The organism is Telluria antibiotica (assembly GCF_011682055.1).
GTDB classification, from domain to species: Bacteria; Pseudomonadota; Gammaproteobacteria; order Burkholderiales; family Burkholderiaceae_D; genus Telluria; species Telluria antibiotica.
The window spans coordinates 34529-58477 of sequence record NZ_JAAQOM010000013.1; the positions used below are offsets into that span (position 1 = coordinate 34529).

The window sequence follows — 23949 nt, forward strand, 5'->3', positions numbered from 1 at the left end:
TCAAGACGCGCATGCGCCAAATCGTCCTCGATACCGAAACCACTGGCCTCAATCCGCGCACCGGCGACCGCATCATCGAGGTCGGCTGCGTCGAGATCTTCAACCGCAAGCTGACTGGCAACAACTTTCACCGCTACATCAATCCCGAGCGCGACTCGGACGAGGCAGCGCTGGCAGTCCACGGCCTGACGACGGAATTCCTCAGCGATAAGCCGAAGTTCCACGAGATCGCCCACGAACTGCGCGAATTCGTGCAGGGCGCCGAAATCATCATCCACAACGCGCCGTTCGACCTCGCGTTCCTGAACCACGAATTCGAGCGCATGGGCTTGCCGCCGTTCATCGAGCATTGCTCCAGCGTGATCGATACCCTCGTGCACGCGAAGGAACTGCATCCGGGCAAGCGCAACTCGCTGGACGCGCTGTGCGACCGCTACGGCATCTCGAACGCGCACCGCAAGCTGCACGGCGCATTGCTCGACTCGGAGCTGCTGGCCGATGTCTACCTGGCGATGACGCGCGGCCAGAATACGCTGTCGATGGACGTCGAGGTGGAAGCGAACGGCGGCGGCATCGTGCTGGAGGCGGGGCCGCTGGGCGACATCCTCGTGCTGCCGGCCAGCGCCGACGAGCTTGCCTCGCACGACGACGTGCTGGCCGCGCTCGACAAAGGCGTGAAGGGCGAATGTGTTTGGAGAAAATATTCTCCGCAGGGGTGACAAAACGCAAAACTCCCCCTATAATGCTCGTCATTGCAGCGACGCAATGGCGGCAATACAGTAGAAAGTAGGGCGGTTAGCTCAGGGGTAGAGCACAGCATTCACACTGCTGGGGTCGCAAGTTCGAAACTTGCACCGCCCACCAGAATTTCAGGTTCCGGTTCAAAGTCTTCGATTACTTCAGCAAGTTGAGCAAAACAACTTGGAAGAATTTGGCGAGCGGAATGAAAAGGAAAGCCAGCGATCAGCTGGCTTTTTTCGTTTCTGCCGTCCGATCGCGGCCGTTCGTAATGCAGTGGTTCGCGCTCCTGGCCAAACCGAGGACATTCGTCCGCCGCGTCCAAATCGGTTCTCGAGTGCAGGTCAAGCATGCGCTGCCGCTTGTCGTTGTTCAGGCCCGCCGCGATCCGGCGGCCGTACGTAAGACGAGAGGCGTGTCGACGTGCCCGAGCTGTGTCGCAGCGTAGCGCGGGTCTGCGCCCGGCACCAGCATAGGTATGCCGCGTCTCACACGGGTTGCGGTAGTGGACGCCGGCCGTCAGCGGGTCAGGGACACGGCATTGCACCGGGAGTGGCGCCGAGTGTGCCAGCCGGGACGATCGTCTCGGCGGCCGGCAGCTTCATCCCGGAGAGGTCGAAGAACGGGAAAACCATCTGGTAGGGCAGCTTGGTGCAATTGCCGTTGCTATCCATCGAATCACAAACGCGCGCGCGCACGAAGCGGATGCAGTTGTCGGCATTCGGGTCGGTTGTGCAGTTCAACCGATTGGCTGCAGGACATGTTGGAAGACTGCTCATATGAGTCGGGTTCCAGGTGGCTTTCGACATCGACAGGTAGTCGATCTTGACGTTGTCCGAGGTGACGGGCGTGCCGAGCGCCAGCGGGCCGGATGACGTGCGGAAGACGGCGTCCGTCTGGACTTTGCGCAGCGCGGTCGCGTCCCGAAAGTCGACGTTTGTCGCGGCTGCGGCGGCGCGGCGGGTCACCTCTTCCAGGGTGTTCAGCAGAAATTCCATGCGCGCCAGCTCGAGCGTCGCGAAGACAACCGTAAAGAAGATCATCGCGACCAGTGCGAATTCAACTGCCACCGAACCCGTCTGCCTTGTTCGTCCTTTGAATGCGATCCGTCTCATGTCAGTTCCCCGCGTAGGCCACCGGTGCATAAAGTTCGAAAGTTGTGTCGGTGTTGCCCGTGAGCGGGTTGACGTAAGGCACACTAATCGACACGCCAAATTGAAGCAACGTGTGGGTGGGGTCCTGATTGTGTGCGACCGTACAGGGCTTCATCGCCGGAAGCGCTGCCACCCGGTACACGCAGATAAAGCCTGGATCGAGGGAAGTTCCGGCCGGCACAAGCCCGGCCAGTTCCTTCGCCATGATGGTATTTGCCACGGTGAGGGCTGCCGGGTTGGCGTCCGGGCCCGCCGTGATCATTTCTATCCTTGGCGCTGTGGAAAGGTAAAGCGCGCCGTCATGCAGGGCTTTCTGCGCGGCCGAGTATTGGCGGAAATAGAACGCCAGTTGGAGCGATGGTAATCCGATGATTAACAACAGGATTGGTAGCACGATCGCCGCCTCGACCGCGATCGCGCCGCGGTCGTACCGCCCCCCGATTGCCTTGAGTGTTCGTTTCATCGGTAAAGCCTCGCGTTGCCGCCCAGGGCGGTCTCGGTGTTCATCCCGGCGAACTCAGCATAGAGAGCGGATGAGGTTGCAGGGACCGTCATGAAGAACTTCGCAATCCCGAGCACGGAGGCCGTCGAGCTGGTGCCCGCGGCAACCGGGCAGCGCAGCAGTGGAATATTCAGCACCCGGGTATTGCGGGAGGGCTGGTACGTTGTGCCGCCGCCGTTTGCCTGATATGGGGTACTTGAGTAGGATTGCGCGACGGGCCTGCCCGGGTTGTAGAGCGTGCTCCAATCCGTCGTGCTGAACGTCGAATAGCCGGCCGCAGGTTCCACACCGCCATTGGCGACATAGGATGCGTACTTGGCTGCCTTCGCATACGTCCAGAGGGGCCCATACGCGGTCTGCGTCGCCGTGGCGGGCTGTTCCGCGACAGTTAACAGTGGGGACGCCAACGAGTTGGCGGATTGGCCGTCGGGCTTGTACTTCATCCATGTTGCGTTGGTCAGGTCGTAGCTCCTGACGTTCGGGTCCGCAGGTGCGGTCGCTGGCTGGCAAGATGTGACGTCGCCGAAGCGGGAGTTCAGATGAGTGAAAAGTAAATTGATCGGAAAGCCGCGCTCGACCGTAATGTCCCCACCGCCCAACGTGGGTATCGCCATTCTCCCGGTGCAGACGAAGGGCCCGACGACGTCCATCCTACCCATCATTGGCGTGCCAACTGTGCCGGGCAAAGCGATCGGATTGACCAGGAAGTTTTCGGGCGTGGTTCCTCCGGGGTTCAGCCTCATCAGGTTGTAGCCGACGCCTCGCCTGAAGCCGTATTCCACGAGTTCTCCCGAGGCGAGCGAGGACGCATTCGTATTCGAGTTCGCGCAGATCGCGAGCGGCAGTGCGGCCAGTGAATCGCGACCAGCCACCGCGGAAGCCGATACAGTTGTCGTCGCAAGGGCGGATGACAGGATTGGTATGAAGTAGTTGTCGACTTGCCCGAATACCGGGTCGAGAGCCGATGTGTCGACTCGGGCAAAAAAAATCTTCGAAGCATTGAGCTTTGCCGTTGCGCCGTCGACCCACCCGCCCGCACCCCCGTTGGCGTCCGTGCCGAACTTTAGCGCGGCGCTGGACCAGGAAATTGGTGCCGTGTTGTATGAGTAGGTATAACCTGCATTTTGTCCAGCCGCCGTGATGGCCCTGTCGATACCCGCAGACGTACCGTCCAGGGCGGCAGCTGCGGCGAGGGCTGCGGCGTCTGCGAGATTTTGCAGCTCGGTTTTCCTGTTGTAGCTGCGGCTGAGGTCAAGCGCCATGCCCAACATGGCGAGCATGAGGATGAGGACAAACGGCGTCATGATGGCGATGGCACCGTCTTCCGATCCTTTTCGACGCCATCTGTGGTTCTGTAGGGCGGAAGGTGATATCCGCTTGGGTCTCTCGATGGGCACGGACCGATCCTCCTGGTGACTCGGAACTGTGTCGACGCAGCTTCCAAGACAGATCCTAGATGCCGGTAACGCCGATATGTTGATCAGTCACAACGTCGGGACCGGCAATTTATATGACTGCTCGTCGTTCTTTTGAGGATTGATAACGGCCAAACGATTTTGGTTTATAAGTTTCCGCTTAGGTATAACAGGCTCAGAGTCGAAGTCCGCCAGGTCCCTACCGGCGACTGGCCAGCAAAGGAGTTCGTATGCGTATCGGCAACGAAAAGAACAAGCGGTTTTTCGCGAACAGCCTATTCCCGTCGTTTTTCTACGCGGCGCTTGCATTGGTGCTCGGCCAAGTCGGAGCTGCGCAAATGCAAGGCTCCTGGGGCCTTCGGATCCTTACGGGCGCCTAGGTAGAACGGAACATGCGCTGTATTTCGTGATGGCTTCGTGGATACTGTGTATTCCACCGACGTGCATGCAATTCCTCGTCTTGGCATCCCTTGATTACGGATACCGGATCCATGAGTCCATACCAGAAAGAGCGGGCCTCGATGGGCACGTTCCGCTCGCTGACTGACCTGAAGGGCCGACGCACGTTGCTCTTCCGGCCAGCGGACGACTCGGGATCGGTGAGGGTACGAATCCAACGTTCGGCGTCGCGCCCGGCCCCCTGATTCGTATGGAATGATCCGCTGACACCTGATGCGCGGGGTATTGTTGTATTTTTGTCAAACTTGTATTTTGTCGCCTTTTGGTGCTACTCGACGTTCATCCCGACCATGGAGCATCTGGCGATGGACGCGCACGAGCCGTAGTGCGTCAAAGCGCTGAACGGTGCCATCGGGCTCGCGCCGGATTTTTTCGATTGCAAACGTCCCCGGTGACGTTGGCCGATTTTGCTGATGTGAGCCCGACATGGTGTTCTTATTCGCTCTACCGCGCGAGCATCGACACGAAGAACGAGCGTGCGCTCGCCTTTGCGTATTTTGTCGGGCGGTCTGGAGCTTCTGGATCACGCGAAAGCAAACCTGGTCTTTGCCGAAATGCGGGCGTTCCGCGGCATTCTGTCGCGAGACGACGTGCTCACACCGGACCAGGTCGCGAGCGTGAGGGCGTCCGCGGCATTCAAGGCGCGCGGTGGAACACCATATCGCGCAGGGCTATCTGGCGGTCGGCCTAGTAGGCAAAACGCTCCCGGAACAGATGAGAGACATCGTGGCGCGTCTGCTCGCCGATACGAATCCGATGCCGGATCCTATCAGCAAACGAACGACGGCATCGGGTACCGCATGAGCGCGCAAGCACGACTCTCCGGCGCACGACAGCGCATCGAAGACGGACAGTATGACGAGGCCTTGGCGGACCTGATCCGGTTCCATGACAACGCTCTGTTGGAATCGCGCGCATGGTCGGGTGTCCGTCGCGCTTACGCCCTCTATGACTGGATCAGGCTGGGCGGGCTGTACCCGCCGGCGATGGCCGCGCTGCACAATGTGAGGGACGGCAAGGCCGCGGGATTGCTGGACGGGAGGCTGGACAGGCCGGCTTTCCAGGACGTCGCCGCGATCGACGACGTGCTGGCGACGTCGCGGAACACCTGCGCACCGTATCGGCAGCTCATGGTCGTACAGCCCGACCTGGCACGGGAATGTGCCCAATCCGCGCTGCCCTCGATCGTGGCCGCGCAGGACTACCAGCTCGCCGCGCAACTGGTTCCCGAGCCGGACAGCGCGATAAGAATGTATGCCGCGCAGTTGAACGAAGATGTCCGGGAGATCAAGCGTCGGCGGTACACGCGCGCGCCGGTACGCTGGGCGTTCATTTGGCATTATCTGGAACGTCTCCGGCGCCTGCAAGCGCTCGCGATCGCGCTGATACGGGACCCGTCGCTGCGCAGGGAAGTGCGCAATGGCTTCGTGAAGCTGCCGCGTGCGCCCTCGATGAAACGGTGAGGCGCGCGACGCCGCAGGCAGTGCGGCGCTTGCACCCGATTTATTTTAGGTCTAAAGTAATTCGAGGTACTCACCGATCCCATCTTCTCCGGGGGCGCTTCATGGCAAGTCCGTCCGCAGCAGAGTCCAGTCCCTCGGCCCACGTCGACACGTTCGCGCGCGACCATCTTCCGCCACCCGACCTGTGGCCGGATCTCGTGTTCGACCTGCCGTCCCTCCGCTATCCGCCGCGCCTGAACTGCGTCGCCGAGCTGCTCGACCGCCACGTGACGGCAGGCCGCGGGGCGCACAGGGCCGTGCTGGGCGATACGCTGACGTGGACCTATGCCCAACTGCTGGACCACGTCGACCGCATGGCCCACGTGCTGCGCGACGACATGGGGCTCGTGCCCGGCAACCGCGTGCTGCTGCGGGGCGCGAACTGTCCCACGATGGCCGCCGCCATACTCGCCGCGTTCAAGGCCGGCCTCGTCGCGGTGCCGACGATGCCGCTGCTGCGCGCGCGCGAACTCGGAATCGTCCTCGACAAGGCGCGGGTGAACGCGGTGCTGTGCGCCCGTCCGCTGGCCTGCGAGCTGGAACAGGTCGGCGGCCATCCACCGGTCGTGTACTTCCAGGACCCGCACACGCCGGACGGCCTCGAAGCGCGCATGGCGCGGCACGACCGACCGTTCGCGCCCGTCGACACGGCGGCGGACGACGTCTGCCTGATCGCCTTCACGTCCGGCACGACGGGCATCCCGAAGGGCACGATGCACTTCCACCGCGACATCCTCGCGATCTGCGACTGCTTCCCGCCGCACGTCCTCGGCGCGGAGGCGGACGACGTCTTCATCGGTACGCCGCCGCTCGCGTTCACGTTCGGCCTCGGGGGCTTGCTGCTGTTTCCCATGCGCGTCGGGGCTGCCGGTGTGCTGCTGGAAAAGCTGACACCCGAGGGCCTGCTCGCGGCGATCGAACGCTTCCGCGCCACCGTCTGCTTCACGGCGCCCACGTTCTATCGGCAGATGACGCCGCTGGTGTCGCGCTACGACGTTGCGTCGCTGCGCAGGTGTGTATCGGCCGGCGAGGCGCTGCCGGTGGCGACGCGCGACGCGTGGCGCACGGCGACCGGGATCGAGATGATCGACGGGATCGGTGCGACGGAACTCCTGCACATCTTCATTTCCGCCAGCGGTGCTGACGTGCGGCCCGGCGCGACCGGCAAGCCGGTGCCCGGCTACCGCGCATGCGTGCTGGACGACGACGGCCATCCCGTGGGGCCTGGTGTCGTCGGGCGTCTTGCCGTAAAAGGCCCGACGGGGTGCCGCTACCTGGCCGACGAGCGCCAGCGCGACTATGTGCTCGACGGCTGGAACCTCACGGGTGACAGCTACGAGATGGATGCCGACGGTTATTTCCACTATCGGTCGCGCACCGACGACATGATCATCTCGGCCGGCTACAACATCGCGGGCGCGGAGGTCGAAGACGCGCTGCTGCGCCATCCCGCCGTGGCCGAATGCGGTGTCGTCGGCCGTGCCGATGAAGAACGCGGCCAGATCGTGGAAGCGCACGTCGTGCTCAAGCCTGGCCATGACGGTACGCCGGAGATGGCGCGCGCGTTGCAGGAGTTCGTCAAGGAGCAGATCGCGCCGTACAAATACCCCCGCGCCGTGCGCTTCACCGACAGGCTGCCGCGCACGGAAACGGGCAAGCTGCAGCGTTTCAAGCTGAGGCAATCATGAACATCGTGTGCATCGGCGGCGGGCCGGCCGGGCTGTATGTCGCGCTGCTGATGAAGAAGCGGGACCCGGCACACCGCATCGTCGTCGTCGAACGCAACCGGCCCTATGACACGTTCGGCTGGGGCGTCGTGTTTTCGGACCAGACACTCGGCAACCTGGTCGCCGCGGACGACGGGACGGCGCGCGCCATCCTGCAGGCGTTCAACCACTGGGACGACATCGACGTGTTCTTCAAGGGACAGCGCATCACGTCGGGCGGGCACGGCTTCTGCGGAATCGGGCGCAAGCGGTTGTTGAACATCCTGCAGCAGCGCTGCGAGGCACTGGGCGTGGAGCTCGTGTTCGAGACGGACGTGCAGGACGACCAGGCCGTCGCGCAGCGTTACGGCGCCGACCTCGTGATCGCGGCCGATGGCCTGAACAGCCGCATCCGGACGCGCTACGCGGCCACGTTCCAGCCGTCCGTCGAGACGCGCCGCTGCCGCTTCGTGTGGCTCGGCACGAAGAAGACATTCGACGCCTTCACGTTCGTCTTCAAGGAAACGCCGTTCGGCTGGTTCCAGGCGCACATCTACCAGTTCGACGGCGACACGTCGACGTTCATCGTCGAGACGCCGGAAGACGTGTGGCGCCGGGCAGGCCTCGCGGACATGCCGCAGGAAGAGGGCATCGCCTTCTGCGAGCGCCTGTTCGCCGGGCACCTGGACGGGCATCCGCTGCTGTCGAACGCGGCGCACCTGCGCGGCGCGGCCATCTGGATCGCGTTCCCGCGCATCGTGTGCGAGCGCTGGGTGCACTGGAACGGTGACCTGCCGGTCGTGCTGATGGGCGATGCCGCGCATACGGCGCATTTCTCGATCGGCTCCGGCACGCAGCTGGCGCTGGAGGACGCGATCGAGCTGGCCCGCTGCGTCGACACGCACGGCAGCGACCTGCGTGCGGCGCTCGGTGCGTACCAGGCCAGCCGTTCGGTGGAAGTGCTGAAGATCCAGTCGGCGGCGCGCAACTCGATGGAATGGTTCGAGAACGTCGAGCGCTACGGCGCGATGGATGCCCAGCAGTTCGCATACTCGATGCTCACGCGCAGCCAGCGCATCTCGCACGAGAACCTGCGCCTGCGCGACCCGGGCTATGTCGCGCGATTCGAGGACTGGTTCGCCCGCCGTGCGTGCGCGCAGGCTGGCGTGACGCTGCCCGCGGCGGCGCACGTGCCGCCGATGTTCACGCCGCTGCGCGTGCGCGGCGTGCTGCTGAAGAACCGCATCGTCGTGTCGCCGATGGCGCAATACTCCGCCATCGACGGCGTGCCGGGCGACTACCACCTCGTGCATCTCGGTGCGCGCGCGCTGGGCGGCGCGGCGCTCGTGATGGCGGAGATGACGTGCGTGTCGGCCGACGCCCGCATCACGCCCGCGTGTCCCGGCATGTACGCGCCCGCGCACACGGCCGCGTGGCGGCGCATCGTCGACTTCGTCCATGGCCAGACGGACGCCTGCATCGGGATCCAGCTGGGCCACGCCGGCGCGAAAGGATCGACGCGGCCCATGTGGGACGGCGTCGACCAGCCGCTGCCCGACCACAACTGGCCCTTGATCGCCGCGTCGGCGCAGCAATACCTGCCCGGTGTCTCGCAGGTTGCGCGCGCGGCGACGGAAGACGACCTGGCTCGCGTCGAGGCCGATTTCGTGCGGGCCACGCGCGCGGCCGATGCCGCCGGCTTCGACTGGCTGGAACTGCATTGCGCGCACGGCTACTTGCTGTCGTCGTTCATTTCGCCCCTGACGAACCGGCGCGCCGACGACTACGGCGGCAGCCTGGAAAACCGTTGCCGCTATCCGCTGCGCGTGTTCCGTGCGATGCGCGCCGCGTGGCCGCAGGACAAGCCGATGAGCGTCCGGATCTCCGCCCACGACTGGGTCGACGGCGGCATCACGCCCGCCGACGCCGTGCAGATCGCGCGCCTGTTCAAGGAGGCGGGCGCCGACATGATCGACTGTTCGTCGGGGCAGGTGAGCAAGCAGGAACGGCCCGTGTTCGGCCGCATGTACCAGACGCCGTTCGCGGACCGCATCCGCAACGAGGCCGGCGTCCCGGCGATCGCCGTCGGTTCGATCTACGAGGCCGACCACGCGAACAGCATCATCGCGGCCGGCCGGGCCGACCTGTGCGCCGTGGGGCGGCCGCATCTGGCGAACCCCGCGTGGACGTTGGCGGAAGCGGCGAAGATCGGCTACACGGCCGTTCCCTGGCCGCGGCAGTACCTGGCGGGCAAGGCGCAGCTGGAACGCAATCTGGAACGCGGGGGCCAGCTGGCGGCGGCAAGCAACGGCCTCTCGCCACAACAGATCGCGGCGCGGCTGCTGGAGGGATGATGGAGACGTTGAACGGAAAACATGCCGTCGTGACGGGCGCCAGCCGGGGTATCGGCATCGCGGTCGCGCGCGCGCTCGTGGCGCACGGCGCGCGCGTGACCTTGATGGCGCGCGACGAGGGGGCGCTGGCAGCGGCGGCGCAGTCGATGGACGGCGCGGTGCGCTGGCAGGTCGCCGACGTGGCCGACGCGGACAGCGTGGCGGCCGCGTTCGCGCACGCGGGCACCGTCGACATCCTGGTCAACAATGCGGGCCAGGCCGCGTCCGCGCCGTTCGGCCGGACGGACGCCGCGCTGTGGCAGCGCATGCTGGACGTGAACCTGTCAGGGGCCTACCACTGCATCCAGGCCGCGCTGCCGGGCATGGTGGACACGGGATGGGGGCGCATCGTGAACGTCGCGTCGACGGCGGGCCTCACGGGCTACCGCTACGTGGCGGCCTATTGCGCCGCGAAGCACGGCCTCGTCGGCCTCACGCGCGCGCTGGCGCTCGAGGTGGCCGCGAAAGGCGTGACCGTGAATGCCGTTTGTCCGGGGTTCACGGAGACCGACATCGTGCGCGACGCCGTCGCGAACATCGTGCGCACGACGGGCCGAACCGGGGACGAGGCACGCGCAGAGCTGACGTCCGCCAATCCGCAGGGCCGCCTCGTGCGTCCGGACGAGGTGGCGCATGCCGTCGCGTGGCTGTGCATGCCGGGCGCGTCGGCGCTGAACGGGCAGGCCATCGCCGTGGCGGGCGGGGAGGTCATGTGAAGCCGCCGCACGACGTCCCCGTCGACCTGGCTACGCGCCTGACCGGTGGACACCACCAGGCCCTGAAGCTGTGGCTGCGGCTGCTGGCGTGCACGGTGCGGGTCGAGTCCACGATCCGCGGCCGCCTGCGTGCCACGTTCGGCATCACGTTGCCCCGCTTCGACCTGATGGCCCAGCTGGAGCGCCATCCGGACGGTTTGCGCATGGGCGAGCTGTCGAAACGCATGATGGTCACGGGCGGCAACGTCACCGGCATCGCCGACCAGCTGGAGCGCGAGCGCCTCGTCGTGCGCGTGCCCGACCCGCAGGACGGCCGCGCGTTCATGGTCAAGCTCACGCCGCGCGGGCGCAAGACCTTCGCCGAGATGGCGGCCGTGCACGAAGAGTGGGTCGCGGACCTGTTCCGCGACATCCCGGCCACCGACAAGGCCGCGATGATCGCGCTGCTCGACACCATGAAGCGGCACCTGAACGACAACGAGGACTAGGAGCACACGATGCGTTACCTGCAGGGCGACCCGCATGCGCTGCCGCGCAACCGCACGACACTGGCCGGCTACCGCGCCGAGCATTTTCTCTACACGGCCGGCGACGGCGTGGCCACGATCACCTTGAGCCGCCCCGAGCGCAAGAATCCGTTGACGTTCGACTCTTACGCGGAGCTGCGCGACCTGTTCCGCGCGCTCGCCTACGCGGACGACGTGAAGGCCGTCGTCATCGCGGGCGCGGGCGGGAACTTCTGTTCCGGCGGCGACGTGCACGAGATCATCGGTCCCCTGACACGCCTGGACATGCCGGGCCTGCTCGCGTTCACCCGCATGACGGGCGACACCGTGAAGGCCATGCTGGCGTGCCCGCAGCCCATCGTGGCGGCCGTCGACGGCGTGTGCGCGGGTGCCGGCGCGATTCTCGCGATGGCGTCCGACCTGCGGCTGGCCACCCCGCGGGCGCGCACCGCGTTCCTGTTCGCGAAGGTAGGGCTCGCGGGCTGCGACATGGGCGCGTGCTCGATCCTGCCGCGCCTGATCGGCCAGGGCCGCGCGGCGGAGCTGTTGTACACGGGCCGCACGATGCCGGCGGAAGAGGGCGAGCGCTGGGGTTTCTTCAACCGGCTGTGCGCGCCGGACGTCCTGCTGGACGAGGCGATGGCGCTGGCGCAGAGCCTGGCCGCCGGGCCCACGTTCGCGCACGGGATGACGAAGAAGATGCTGCAGCAGGAGTGGAGCATGGGTGTCGAGCAAGCCATCGACGCGGAGGCGCAGGCCCAGGCGATCTGCATGGCGACGAACGACTTTCATCGTGCGTACCACGCGTTCGTCGCGAAGACGACGCCGCGCTTCGAGGGAGACTGACATGGCGGACAAGGCTTATCTCGCCTGGCCCTTCTTCGATACCCGCCACGCGGAGCTGGAAGCGGCGCTGGACACGTGGGCCGCGGAGCGAGTCCGCGACGTGCACGGGGCCGACGTCGATGCGGATTGCCGCCATCTCGTACGGATGCTGGGCGCGGGCGGCTGGCTGCGCCATGCGATCGCGCCCGAGGACGCGGCCATCGATACGCGCGCGCTCTGCCTGATCCGCGAAACCCTGGCGCGCCACAACGGGCTCGCGGATTTCGCGTTCGCCATGCAAGGCCTGGGTTCCGGCGCGATCAGCCTGTTCGGCACGGCCGCCCAGCGCGAGCGCTATTTGCCGCGCGTGGCGCGCGGCGACGCGATCGCCGCCTTCGCACTGTCCGAGCCGGGCGCCGGATCGGATGTCGCCGCCATGCGCTGCGCGGCCCGGCCGGACGGTGGCGACTATGTGCTGGACGGCGACAAGACGTGGATTTCCAACGGCGGCATCGCCGACTTCTACGTCGTCTTCGCGCGCACGGGCGAGGCGCCGGGCGCGCGCGGCATCAGCGCGTTCGTCGTCGACGCCGACACGCACGATTTCTCCATCGCCGAACGCATCGACGTGATCGCACCCCATCCGCTGGCGCGGCTGCGCTTTGACGGGTGCCGCGTGCCGGCCGCCCAGCGCATCGGCGAGCCGGGGCAGGGCTTCAAGGTGGCGATGGCGACGCTCGACGTGTTCCGCACGTCGGTCGCGGCGGCCGCGCTGGGCTTCGCGCGGCGCGCGTTCGACGAGGCGCTGGCGCATGCGCTGGCGCGTCCGATGTTCGGACAGCATCTCGCCGACTTCCAGCTCACGCAGGCGAAGCTCGCGCAGATGGCGACGGCAATCGACGCCAGCGCGCTGCTGACGTACCGCGCCGCGTGGCAGCGTGACCGTGGCGTCAAGGTCACGAAGGAAGCCGCGATGGCGAAGATGACGGCGACGGAGTCCGCGCAGCAGGTGATCGACGCGGCCGTGCAGATGTTCGGAGGACTCGGCGTCACGAGCGGCCACCCGGCCGAACGGCTGTACCGTGAAATCCGTGCGCTGCGCATCTACGAGGGGGCGACGGAGGTGCAGCAACTGATCATCGCGCGCGAACTGCTGCGCGCGGCGGCGGAAGGCGCGTGATGGAGATCCTGCAACCACCGGGCTGGCCGCGTCCGCGCGGCTATGCGAACGGCGTCGCGGCGCGGGGCCGCCTCGTGTTCGTCAGCGGCATGATCGGCTGGAACGGGCACGGCGAGTTCGAGAGCGACGACTTCGCCGGGCAGGCGCGCCAGGCACTGCTCAACGTCGTCGCCGTGCTGCACGAGGCGGGGGCGCGGCCGGAGCATATCGTCCGGATGACGTGGTACGTGGTCGACAAGCGCGAGTACCTGGCCGCGTCGGCCGCGGTGGGCGCCGCGTACCGCGAGATCATCGGCGCTCATTACCCGGCGATGACGGCCGTCGAAGTGCGGGCCCTCATCGAGGACCGGGCCCGAGTGGAGATCGAGGCGACGGCCGTCGTGCCCGACGAGAGGTAGCGGTTCGCTCAGCTGGACGCGATCAGCGCGGCGATGTCGGCTGCACCGAGGGCCCCGCGGTAAATGCGTAATTCGTCGATCCTGCCGTTGAAATACGGGTCGCCCGCGTATTGCGAGCGGCCGATCCAGTTCTGGCCCGTGCCCCCGAGCTGCCATGGCGGCAGGAATTCCGCGCCATTGCTGCCGACGGCCGTGCCGTTCACGTACAAGGTCGCGAGCTGCCCGGACAACGTGACGGCCACGTGCACCCACTGCGCCGTCGGCAGCGCGGCCGTGCCCGACACCGCCTGTTCGCCGTGGCCGCCGTCGACGGTGATGGCGAAGCGCACGGTGCCGCTGCCGGAGCGCGGCGTCAGGAACATGTAGCGGCCCGTGCCCGAGCCGATATCGAAGATCCGCTCCCAGTTGCGTGCCGCGTTCCAGTACACCCAGCAGGCGATCGTGAAGTCCGCCAGGTCCGTGACGAGGTTCGCGGGCAGGCTCACGTAGTCCGTGCTGCCGTTCAGCGCGAGCGCGGTGCCCGACTTGCCGGCACCCCAGGCGCCGCTGCCGACGAGCGTGCCGGCGTGACCCTGGCCGCTCGCATCGGACACGGTCGACCCCGTGCCTTCATTGCAGGCGAGGTAAGTGTGCAAGGTCTTGCCGACCTCCGCCGTCGCGCGGTTCGAGTCGGCCGTCTCGCCGCTCGGGGTCATGGCGGACACGACGTAGTACCACGTGCCTGCGCCCGGATTGTCCGCGTAGGTCAGCAAGTCCGTGATGCCGCTGGCGATCGTCGTCCACGGTCCGCTCGTGGAGGACGATCGCTTGACGTTGTAGCTCGTCGCATAGGCGCTGCCCCACCACGACAGCTCCACGCCGCCGGCCGGCGTGCGTGCCTTCAGGCCGCTGGGCGGCACGCCGGCCGTGATCGGGTCGCGCGTGCACGTCAGGGTGCCGTAGCCCAGCTGGTCGTAGCCGCCGCTCGTCGAGCCGTAGTTGCCGCCACCACCTTCCGGCTGGATCTGCAGCGCGAACATCTTCGAGTACGGCGCCGCGAGGCCACGGCGGTTGACGTAATGGTTGTAGACGAGCGCCCAGCAAGGGCGGACATTGCCCTGGCTCCCGGTCGCGAACACGGTCTGGTTGACGTTGTCGACGTTGTTGTAGGGGACGTACGGCACCGTGTAGTACGTCGTGCCCGACTGGATCAGGTTCGCCTTCGCCACGTACTCGGCGCCCATCAGGAAGCGGTTGTTGTCGTAGCCGTACAGGTCCACGCCCTGGTTCCACGCCATCTCGCAGATCGCGCCGCCCAATGCGATGCCGAGTGTGTTGTGGCCCTGGTCGCGACCCGATTCCTGCCACTGCCCGAGGAAGCCCGGGTGGATGTAGTAGACGGCCTGCGCGATCGCGCCGTTGCCGGCGCCCGACTGGAAGTACGCGATGGCTTCGTCGAACAGGCTTTGGTCGTCGCACAGCACGCCGATGGCGAGGATGGACGCGATCTGGCACAGGTCCCAGTTGGCCCAGTAGTGCGTGATGTCCGTGCCGTTGTGGCGGATGAGGAAATCGTGGTTGATCGGATAGAAGACGGTCTTCATCAAGTTCTGGAAGCGCGCGAAGTCGGCCGCGGCCCAGCCCACGTACGTCCGCACGATCTCGCCCGCGTTCGCGAACTCGTAGCCGTAGATGCCCGCGGCCAGTGCGGCGTCCGTCGTGCCCTGGATGGACGTCAGCGTGGACGACCATGCGTTCATGATCTGCACGGCCTTGTCCGCGTACGCGCTGTCACCTGATATCTTCCAGCGCAGCGCGCAGGCATACGCCGCGGCCACGTCGTTGAACAGGCTGCCGTAGTTCTCCGGGTGGACGCCGTCGTAGCCGCGGTAGACGATCGCCTGCGGGTGCGGCGTGTACGTCAGGCTCGCGTGCGAGTTGTTGATCAGGAGGTTCCAGCTGCCGGACCAGGGACTCGTCGTGTATTTCGCCTTCATGCGGTCGAAGTCGGCCTGCGTGTGCAGCAGGCCCGGATGGACGAAAGCGGCGGTCGTTGCGCTGGTAACGGCGTCCGCGAACAGGCGCGGCGCGGACGTGCTGCCGGCACCGGCGCCGCAGCCGCCGAGCGCGAGGGCGCCGAGGCTCAGCAGGAAGCCGCGGCGTCCGAGTTCGGCGCGCGAGACCGCGTCCGGGGCATCGGCGGATGCCAGGGGCGATGGGGCGGGGGCGTTGTCGTGCGGTTCGATTCTTTTCATGAAGCGTCTCCATGCCATGCAGGCGTGTGTGATGCGATCGAAGGGAGGTCACAACGGATGCTGCCGTACTGCGACGCAGATGCTAGCATGGGTGCGCGACCGTTGTTATCGTTAACCTCAATCGTGCGGCTGCCATGTCCAAAACGTATCCGTTGTGCGAAAAATGGAATGGATCCGCTCCCGACGTTGCGGTAGGATCGCTACGTATCGTTGGCAGCATAACGGGTGTGGCGCATGCGGAGTCTTGACAGCGCTTTTCCGTGTGATATAAATGTAATCGTGGCTGTTATCGATACCACGAACGGCAGGGCGCCAAGCGGCCAGCCGCGACCAAACGACAAGCCCGGCGGCGGCGCGATCCGGACGCGCGGGCACGAGGAGACGATTTGTTGTTCACGTTACGTGCGTGCGCGCGCCTGTGCGCCGTGCCGCTTGCTTGCCTGTCCGCCCTGCCTGCGCTGGCGTCGCCGGGCGTCGCCACGCCGGGCATTGCCGCGCAGGTTGCTGCGAACCGCGTGCAGGTGCACCCGTTCCCGAATGCCATCCGCTATTCGCACCACAACGACGACTACACGGTACGCGTGCGCGTGCCCGGCGGCGCCTGGCAAGACCTGTACGAGTACAACGTGAAGGTCGATCTCGACAAGCCGCAGGATGCGGCGATGGTCTATTTCAATTTCGACGGCACTGTCGAGATGGCGGTCCAGAAGAACAACGGGACGTTTTCCAATGTGGTCGTGCGCCCGGACGGGAAGGGCGTCCGGCCGGCCGTGCGCGACGGCGTCGTCTACTTCACGCTGCACCGGCCCGAGAATCTGAGCGTGGAATTCGACGGCGACCATCTGCACAACCTGCACATCTTTACGCACGCGATCCGTGCCGACATGCCGGCCGTCCCAGCGACATTGACCTCGAACGACATCGGCGCGGGCACGATGCCCGACATGACGCAGCGCACCGTCTTCTTCGGTCCTGGCATCCACAACGGCGAATTCCGCGTGCGCTCGCACAGCACCGTGTACATCCACGGTTCGGCCATCCTGCGCAACCCGCTCCTGATCGACGGCGTCGAGGACGTGAAAATCATCAGCGACGGCCTGATCGAAGGGGCAGACCTGACCGTGCGGAATGCGCGCAACGTCGAGATCGACGGCCCGATCTTCCTCAACCCGCCGCATGGCACGATGCGCTGCATCACGTCGCAGGACCTCGTGGAACGGAACATCCGGACGATCGGTGCGGGCCAATGGTCGGACGGGCTCGGCCATTTCGCCTGCGAGCGCGTGACGATCGCCGACAGCTTCGTACGCACGTCGGACGACTGCCTGACTTTCTACAACCACCGCTGGGACATCTGGGGCAATACGCGCGACGTGACGGTGAAGGATACGACCTTGTGGGCGGACATCGCGCACGCCGTCATGATCGGCATCCACGGCAACACCCCGACGCCGGCCCACCCGGACAGCGAGGTGCTGGAGCGCCTGCGCTTTTCCAATATCGACATCCTCGACCACGACGAGGACGAGCCGGAGTACGAAGGCGCGCTCGGCATCATGGCCGGCGACGACAACCTCGTGCGCGACGTCGTGTTCGAGGACATCCGCGTCGACCGCATCGAGGAGGGCAAGCTGTTCAACCTGAAGATCGCGTACACGGCGAAGTACAACACGAGTCCGGGCCTCGGCATCGAGAACGTCACCTTGCGCAACGTTCATTATTCCGGTAGAGGCTCGCCGAGTGCATCCGCCATCACGGGCCGCGACGCGACGCGCAAGGTTCGCAACGTGACGATCGAGAACGTAACCGTGGGCGGCAAGCGCCTGGCGGCGCCCGAAGCCGGACTGCTCGACGTGAACGAGTTCGTCGACGGCCTGCGGTTCCGCTGACATTACAACAGGGAGACAGGAGCATCATGGCGTCAACGAACATCATCGCGGCGGCCCTGGTGGCGACGGCCACGCTGCCGGCGCTGGCCGCCCAGTCGCAACGGGCCGAGTGGGAACAGCCGGAAGTGGTCGCGGTCAACCGCGAGCCGATGAAGGCGACCTTCTTCAATTTCGAATCGCGCGAGAAGGCGCTGGCGGGCGACAAGGCCGCGTCGCAGTACTTCGTGTCGCTGGACGGCACGTGGTCGTTCGCCTATTCGAAGACGCCGGAGACCCGCCCCAAAGATTTCTACAAGCCGTCGTACGACGTGAGCAAGTGGGGCCGCATCCAGGTGCCCGGCATGCTTCAGGCGCAGGGCTACGGCAAGCCGATCTTCACCAACATCCAGTATCCGTTCCCGCAGAACGAGCCTTACGTTCCGCATGAACTGAACGAAGTGGGTTCGTACCGCCGCGACTTCGACGTCCCCGCCGCGTGGAACGGCCGCGACGTCTTCCTGCAGATCGGCGCGGCCGGCGCCGCGTACTACGTGTGGGTGAACGGCCGGCGCGTCGGCTATTCCGAGGATTCGAAGTTGCCGTCGGAATTCGACCTGACCCGCTACGTGCGCCCCGGCCGCAACACGATCGCCATCGAGCTGTATCGCTGGGCGGACGGCTCGTACCTGGAAGACCAGGACTTCTGGCGCGTGAACGGCATCGAGCGCAGCGTGTACGTGTACGCGGAACCGAAGACCCGCCTGCGCGATTACCGCGTGACGGCGGACCTGGACAAGACGAACTATCGCGACGGCCGCTTCGAACTCGTCGCCGAGATGGCGGGCGCGCCGGCGAGCGTGAACATCGAGGCGCGCGTGCTGGACGGCGCGCGCGAAGTGCTGCGTGTGACTGGCGCGCCAGGGGCGGACCGCAAGGCGGTGCTGTCCGGTGTGATCCCCGCGGTGAAGGCCTGGTCGGCCGAGACGCCGAACCTGTACACGTTGCTGATCGAGGCGACGGATGCGCAGGGCCGGCTGGTGTCGGCGACGGCGCGCCGCATCGGTTTCCGCACCGTCGAGATCGCGGACGGCGAAGTGCGCGTGAACGGCAGGCGCGTGATGATCAAGGGCGTCAACCGCCACGAGCACGATCCCCATACGTGGCGCGTGATGTCGCTGGAGACGATGCGCGAGGACATCGAGTTGATGAAGCGCGCAAACGTGAACGCCGTGCGCGCCTCGCACTACCCGAACGATCCGCGCTGGTACGACCTGGCCGACGAATACGGCCTGTACATCATGGACGAGGCGGACCTCGAGTCGCACGGCTACATGCAGCAGGGCGACCAGGCGGGCGACGCGCAGAAGCGCGCGGCGATCCAGCTGGGCTACAAGCCGCACTGGCGCATCGCCCACCTGGACCGCGTGTCGCGCATGGTCGAACGTGACAAGAATTCGCCGTCGGTCATCTTCTGGTCGCTTGGGAACGAGGCCGGCACGGGACCGAACTTCGAGAACGCGGCGGCCTGGATCCGCAAGAACGACCCGACGCGTCTGATCAGCTACCTGGGCCACGGCACGATCGGCGAGGAACACCTGCCGAACGCGTATGTCGACATCTACGCGCCCATGTACGATGACATCGAGAAGATGGAAGATTATGCGCTCGATCCGAGCTTCCGCCAGCCGATGATCCAGTGCGAGTACGCCCACGCGATGGGCAATTCGCTGGGCAACCTGGAAGACTACTGGCAGGTGATCCGCGCGCACCGCAAGCTGCAGGGCGGCTTCGTGTGGGACTGGGTCGACCAGAGCATCATCGCGAAGGACGACAAGGGCCGCACGTACTGGGCGTCCGGCTTCGACCTGAACCCGACCCGGGGCGACAACAGCGTCGTCGGGGACGGCGTCGTGCGCTCCGACCGCACGCCCGACCCGGAGTACTACGAGCTGCAGAAAGTGTATTCGCCCGTCGTGTTCGAAGGCGACCCGGCCGCAGGCAGCATCGACGTGGTGAACCGCTACGACTTCCGCGACCTGTCGCATCTCTCGTTCGACTGGGAGTTGGCGCGAGACGGCGTCGTCGTCGCGCGCGGTGCGCTTCCCGATGCCGCCACGCCGGCAGGCGCCCGCCAGAAGCTGGCGCTGGCGCTGCCCGAGGTCGTACCCGGCGGCGAGCGCGTGCTGACGGTCCGCGCGAAGAGCCGTGCCGCGCTGCCGGGCGTGGAGCAGGGCGCCGTCGTCGGCTGGTCGCAGTTCGTGCTGGCGTCGTCCCGCGCCGCGCAGGCGCCCGCTGCCGCCGTTGCGCCGGTACGCAAGGATGGCGCGGTGGAGCTGCGCGCCGGCGACGCCGTGCTGCGCCTGGCGCCGGACACGGGCCTCGTGACGTACACGGTGGCCGGCCGCACGGTGCTCAAGGGCGGCTCGCCGAACTTCTGGCGCGGCCTGACGGACAACGACGAAGGCGCGGGCGTGGACAAGAGCCACAAGGTCTGGCAGACGTTCACGGAACAGCGCAAGGTGCGCGACGTGGCCGTGACCGGCGACGGCGTGCGCGTGCTGTTCAGCTTCGGTGCCGGCGCGGCGCACTGGGAAAACACGTACCGCATGCGGGCGGACGGCAGCGTCGACGTGCAGGCCAGCTTCACGCCGCTGCGCGACGACCTGCCGGATCCGCTGCGCCTGGGCCTGCGCTTCGACAGCTTGCCCGCGCTGGAGTCGCTGTCGTGGTACGGCCGCGGCCCGTTCGAATCGTACGCGGACCGCAAGACCGGCGCCGCGCTGGGTCTGTACGCCGGCAAGGTGGCGGACCAGTACCACGGCTATATCCGGCCGCAGGAAAGCGGCAACAAGACGGACGTGCGCTGGTTCCAGCTGACCGGCGCCGACGGCACCGGCATCCGCGTGCACGCCGACACTCCACTCGCGTTCAACGCGCTCGCGTTCCCGTACGAAGACCTGTACCTGCGGCCGCGCGGCACGTGGAAGAGTTCCGAGATCGCGCCGCATGGCGACGGTACCGTGCTCGTCGACATGGCCCAGGCTGGCGTCGGCGGCGATACCGGTTGGAGCCTGGATGGCCGCCCGCACGTAAAGTACCGCATCCCGCTGGCGCCGGCCAGCTACCGCTTCGTGCTTTCCCCCGTGCGTGCGGAGCGCGTTGCGCAGAAGTGATCCGAAACCCGGAGCACCAGTGCTCCGGACCAGCGCGCCGGCACGGTGTCAAGCGTTCGGCGTGTCGTAAATACCACATGGTACTTAATATTTCGCAAAGGCATTAAAACAAGGAAGGATGGTCCGTATAATTCAACACAGTTTGTTATCGATATCTAAAACGCCGGCCACCCAGAGCCGACAACACATCCAGATCGGATTACAGAGGAGACCAGAATGAACCAGCACCGCAACATCGTACCGAACTTGTCGCTCGTGGCCGTCGCGCTCGCGCAAGCCTTCGCCGGCAGCGCCTACGCGCAGCAGGCCCCGGCCGTGGACGCCAACACCGTCGTCGTGACGGGCATCCGCGCCAGCGCGCAGTCGTCGGTGGCGATCAAGCGCAACACGATGGAAGTCGTCGACTCCATCACGGCGGAAGACATTGGCAAGCTGCCGGACACGAACGTGGGCGAAACGTTGTCCCGCGTTCCCGGCGTGCAGGCGTACCGCTTCGGCGGCGAGGCGTCAGCGCCGTGGGGCGGCTTCGGCTCAGGCGTGACCATCCGCGGCCTCGGCTACACCGCGTTCCAGACCAATGGCCGCCAGTATTTCAGCGCGGGCGGCCGCGAATTTAACGTCGAAGCGGCGGTGCCCGGCATGGTCGCCGGCATCGACGTCTACAAGAACCCGTCGGCGGAACACATCGAAGGCGGCATCGGCGGCCTCGTGAACGTCCGTACCCGCAAGCCGAGCGAGTTCCGCAAGCTGACCGCGTCGCTGGGCGTGAACTATCGCGAGAACGACCTGGCGAAGAAGGCCGAACCGGAGCTGAACGGCCTCATCGCCAATAGTTTCGACCTCGGCGGCGGCAGCCGCATCGGCGTGATGGCGGCCGCCACCTACCAGAGGAGCACAGTTCGCAACGACAACGACCCCGCCAACCGCGGTCCCAATTTCAAACGCGCGATCCGCGGCGACAGCGCCGAATACGCGTCCCTGGCCGCGCAGAACATGTCGAACGCGAACAACGCGCCGATGGCGGCCTACGTCGGCCGCAGCGACGTCACTTTCCTGCGGAACGTGAGCGCGACCGGCTCGCAAACGCCGGACATGACGGGACTGACCGCTGAACAGCAAAGCAATGTGTTGCTGGGCACCTCGTTGACCAACAACGTGTTCGAGGAAGTCATCATGCGCACGCGTAAAGGCCTGAACCTGGCGGCCGACTATCGCGTCGATAATACGCTGCGCTTCTACACGGAAGCGAACTACTATTACTTCCAGTACCACCAGAACTACCGCGGCCTGAATTCGAACGACGGCGCCAACGTCCAGAACCTGCAGACGACGGCTTTCAACTACGATGAAGCCCTCGCCAACCGCAACAGCAATGGCGGCGCGAACAACCAGATCCTGAACCGCCGCATCCTGGGCGGCACCTTCCTCGATTCGACTGTGACGACCGTCGGCGGCGACGAGCACACGCCGTGGTGGACCGCGATCGGCGCCTTCGGTGCCGAGTGGACGCCGACGCCGGGCCTGTCGCTGAAGGGCGACTTCAACTACATCAAGTCGGACAAGCGCAGCGACAACCGCTCGATCCGCCTGGATTCGGCGGCTGGCCTGACCTGGCAGACCACCCGCGTGGCCGACGGCGCGCCGCAATCCCTGCAGTTCAGCGGCCCGAGCCTGAGCGATCCGAAGAACTTCGTGTTCAAGGACTATAACAACGGCCAGCACTACCATAACACCGACAGTGGCTTCGCGATGGCCTTGTCCGGCACGTACGACCTGGACGGCTTCTTCAACAAGCTGCGCTTCGGCGGCCGTTACGCGTACCAGCGCGACATGTACCAGAACTATGGCGTGAGCACTTGGCTGACGGCCGACAAGAAGGACGTCAACGCGACCCGTTCGAACGCGACGTCGGCCACCACGCTGGCCGGCAACCTGGAGACGGCACCCGCCAACTTCATGCGGGGCGAGGCCGGCTACAGCGGCGGCTATCTGGTGTACTCGCCGGATGCCTTGCTGGGCGATAAGGTCCGTACGGCGTTCCCGGGCTTCGGTCTCCCGGCAGAAGGCAGCATGCCCGAGGTCCAGATTAACCGCTCCGTGTTCGGTGAACATGACTCGGCCCTGTACCTGGTCGGCGACTTCAGCGCCTTCGACGAGCGCCTGAAGGGTAACGTCGGCGTGCGCTACGTTCAGACCCGTACGAAAGCGATGGCCCGCGCCAACGACCTCCGCGCAGGCGCCGCCGCGGGGGCCTGGGTGGACGTGGCAAAGGCCAACAACTACAACAACGTGCTGCCGACGTTTAACATGACGTATGACCTCATGCCCGACACCCTGGTGCGCCTGGGGTACGGCCGCGGCATGACCCGTCCTGGCCTGGGCGACCTGAACCCGACGATCGGCGTCAACACGTCCACCGGCACCGCGGGCATCGGCAACACCAAGCTGAAACCGCTGGTGGCCGACAGCTTCGACATCTCGCTGGAACACTATTTCAACAAGACGAACTACGCCTCGCTGGCCCTGTTCGACAAGGAAATCAAGGACTTCCCGAACTCGATCCTGTCCTGCGAAGCGCTCGACAACGTGGGTCCGTATTCGGGCGCGATCGACAACGGCTGCACTGGCGGGCTGTATGCGGTGAGCAAGAAGGTCAACTCCGAGAAGGGTTATGCGCGCGGTTTCGAGATCGCCGGCCAGTACTTCTTCGATTCGAGCTTCGGCATGTTAAAGAACTTCGGGGTATCGGGTTCGTACAGCTTCGTCAAGACGGACAACCCGCTCAACTTCGGTACCGCCGCGGCGCCGGTCATCGTGCATACCTTGCAGCCGTTCGTGTCGAAAAACAACTATACGCTGGCCGCGATGTATGAGGACAACAAGCTATCGGGCCGCTTGACCTATACCTGGCGTTCGCCGTCGGTGCTGTTCGGTGTCGACCCGTATCCGATCTGGTCGCGCTACATCAAGGCGTACGGCATGCTTGACGCTTCGGTCAACTACAAGATCGCCGACAACCTGACGCTGCGCGTCACCGGGCAGAACCTCACGAACCAGGCCGGCAACCGCGGCGTGGGTGTGCCGGGCGCGACCGAGACCCAAATGGAGTTCCAGCACTTCTACAACGGCCGCATCTACAGCCTCGGCTTGAACTACACGTTCGGCAATCTCTGAGATTCG

The 23949-nt window shown here is 65.8% G+C and carries 16 protein-coding genes and 1 tRNA gene; 13 read left to right on the forward strand and 4 right to left on the reverse strand.

Annotated features, from left to right (window positions below):
- Positions 1-11 precede the first annotated feature (11 nt).
- Together dnaQ and HAV22_RS20520 are read left to right on the forward strand one after the other, a co-directional pair.
- Positions 12-719, forward strand: coding sequence for a DNA polymerase III subunit epsilon (gene dnaQ / locus HAV22_RS20515; protein WP_166861628.1), 708 nt, complete (start codon positions 12-14; stop codon positions 717-719).
- 70 nt (positions 720-789) lie between these two features.
- Positions 790-864 (forward strand) — tRNA-Val (locus HAV22_RS20520).
- A gap of 401 nt (positions 865-1265) precedes the next feature.
- On the opposite strand, the gene HAV22_RS20525 is transcribed toward HAV22_RS20520, so the two are convergent.
- The 3 genes from HAV22_RS20525 to HAV22_RS20535 are packed head-to-tail and all read right to left on the reverse strand — an operon-like array spanning position 1266 to position 3791.
- Positions 1266-1853: a TadE family protein gene (locus HAV22_RS20525; RefSeq protein WP_166861629.1), complete on the reverse strand. Its 588-nt coding sequence runs from the start codon at positions 1851-1853 to the stop codon at positions 1266-1268.
- A 1-nt stretch (position 1854) separates the two neighbouring features.
- Positions 1855-2355 (reverse strand): TadE/TadG family type IV pilus assembly protein, encoded by a 501-nt coding sequence (locus HAV22_RS20530; protein WP_166861630.1) that lies wholly within the window; start codon positions 2353-2355, stop codon positions 1855-1857.
- The gene (locus HAV22_RS20535; protein WP_371869696.1) at positions 2352-3791 is read right to left on the reverse strand and encodes a pilus assembly protein TadG-related protein; all 1440 of its coding nucleotides are present in this window, start codon (positions 3789-3791) and stop codon (positions 2352-2354) included. The genes HAV22_RS20530 and HAV22_RS20535 overlap by 4 nt, the downstream gene beginning before the upstream one ends.
- 953 nt (positions 3792-4744) lie before the next feature.
- Here HAV22_RS20535 and HAV22_RS20540 point away from each other — a divergent pair.
- The 8 genes from HAV22_RS20540 to HAV22_RS20575 all read left to right on the forward strand — a co-directional run bounded on the left by HAV22_RS20540 (position 4745) and on the right by HAV22_RS20575 (position 13494).
- Entirely contained in the window at positions 4745-5731 is a 987-nt protein-coding gene (locus HAV22_RS20540; RefSeq protein ID WP_166861632.1) for a hypothetical protein, read from the forward strand.
- Positions 5732-5832: 101 nt separating this feature from the next.
- A complete protein-coding gene (locus HAV22_RS20545; protein ID WP_166861633.1) occupies positions 5833-7458 on the forward strand; it encodes an AMP-binding protein in 1626 nt (541 codons plus the stop codon).
- Positions 7455-9830, forward strand: a complete 2376-nt coding sequence (locus tag HAV22_RS20550; protein WP_166861634.1) for a bifunctional salicylyl-CoA 5-hydroxylase/oxidoreductase — start codon at positions 7455-7457, stop codon at positions 9828-9830. The genes HAV22_RS20545 and HAV22_RS20550 overlap by 4 nt, the downstream gene beginning before the upstream one ends.
- On the forward strand, positions 9830-10585 hold the full coding sequence (locus tag HAV22_RS20555; protein WP_229421339.1) for an SDR family NAD(P)-dependent oxidoreductase: 756 nt from the start codon (positions 9830-9832) through the stop codon (positions 10583-10585). Before HAV22_RS20550 ends, HAV22_RS20555 begins: the two co-directional genes overlap by 1 nt.
- Positions 10582-11073, forward strand: a complete 492-nt coding sequence (locus tag HAV22_RS20560) for a MarR family winged helix-turn-helix transcriptional regulator (RefSeq protein WP_166861636.1) — start codon at positions 10582-10584, stop codon at positions 11071-11073. The genes HAV22_RS20555 and HAV22_RS20560 overlap by 4 nt, the downstream gene beginning before the upstream one ends.
- Positions 11074-11082: 9 nt before the next feature.
- Positions 11083-11937, forward strand: coding sequence for an enoyl-CoA hydratase family protein (locus HAV22_RS20565; RefSeq protein ID WP_166861637.1), 855 nt, complete (start codon positions 11083-11085; stop codon positions 11935-11937).
- Between the two features lies 1 nt (position 11938).
- On the forward strand, positions 11939-13096 hold the full coding sequence (locus HAV22_RS20570) for an acyl-CoA dehydrogenase family protein (RefSeq protein WP_166861638.1): 1158 nt from the start codon (positions 11939-11941) through the stop codon (positions 13094-13096).
- Positions 13096-13494 (forward strand): RidA family protein, encoded by a 399-nt coding sequence (locus HAV22_RS20575; protein ID WP_166861639.1) that lies wholly within the window; start codon positions 13096-13098, stop codon positions 13492-13494. The genes HAV22_RS20570 and HAV22_RS20575 overlap by 1 nt, the downstream gene beginning before the upstream one ends.
- Positions 13495-13502: 8 nt before the next feature.
- Here the strand turns inward: HAV22_RS20575 and HAV22_RS20580 are convergent, their stop codons facing one another.
- Positions 13503-15728 carry a LamG-like jellyroll fold domain-containing protein gene (locus tag HAV22_RS20580; RefSeq protein WP_166861640.1) on the reverse strand — a complete coding sequence of 742 codons (2226 nt, stop codon included), beginning with the start codon at positions 15726-15728 and terminating at the stop codon, positions 13503-13505.
- A 389-nt stretch (positions 15729-16117) separates the two neighbouring features.
- On the opposite strand from HAV22_RS20580, the gene HAV22_RS20585 reads away from it, so the two are divergent.
- The 3 genes from HAV22_RS20585 to HAV22_RS20595 all read left to right on the forward strand — a co-directional run bounded on the left by HAV22_RS20585 (position 16118) and on the right by HAV22_RS20595 (position 23943).
- On the forward strand, positions 16118-17617 hold the full coding sequence (locus HAV22_RS20585) for a glycoside hydrolase family protein (RefSeq protein WP_166861641.1): 1500 nt from the start codon (positions 16118-16120) through the stop codon (positions 17615-17617).
- A 26-nt stretch (positions 17618-17643) separates the two neighbouring features.
- Positions 17644-20769, forward strand: a complete 3126-nt coding sequence (locus tag HAV22_RS20590) for a glycoside hydrolase family 2 TIM barrel-domain containing protein (protein WP_166861642.1) — start codon at positions 17644-17646, stop codon at positions 20767-20769.
- A 216-nt stretch (positions 20770-20985) separates the two neighbouring features.
- Positions 20986-23943: a TonB-dependent receptor gene (locus HAV22_RS20595; protein WP_166861643.1), complete on the forward strand. Its 2958-nt coding sequence runs from the start codon at positions 20986-20988 to the stop codon at positions 23941-23943.
- The last annotated feature ends 6 nt before the right edge of the window (positions 23944-23949 follow it).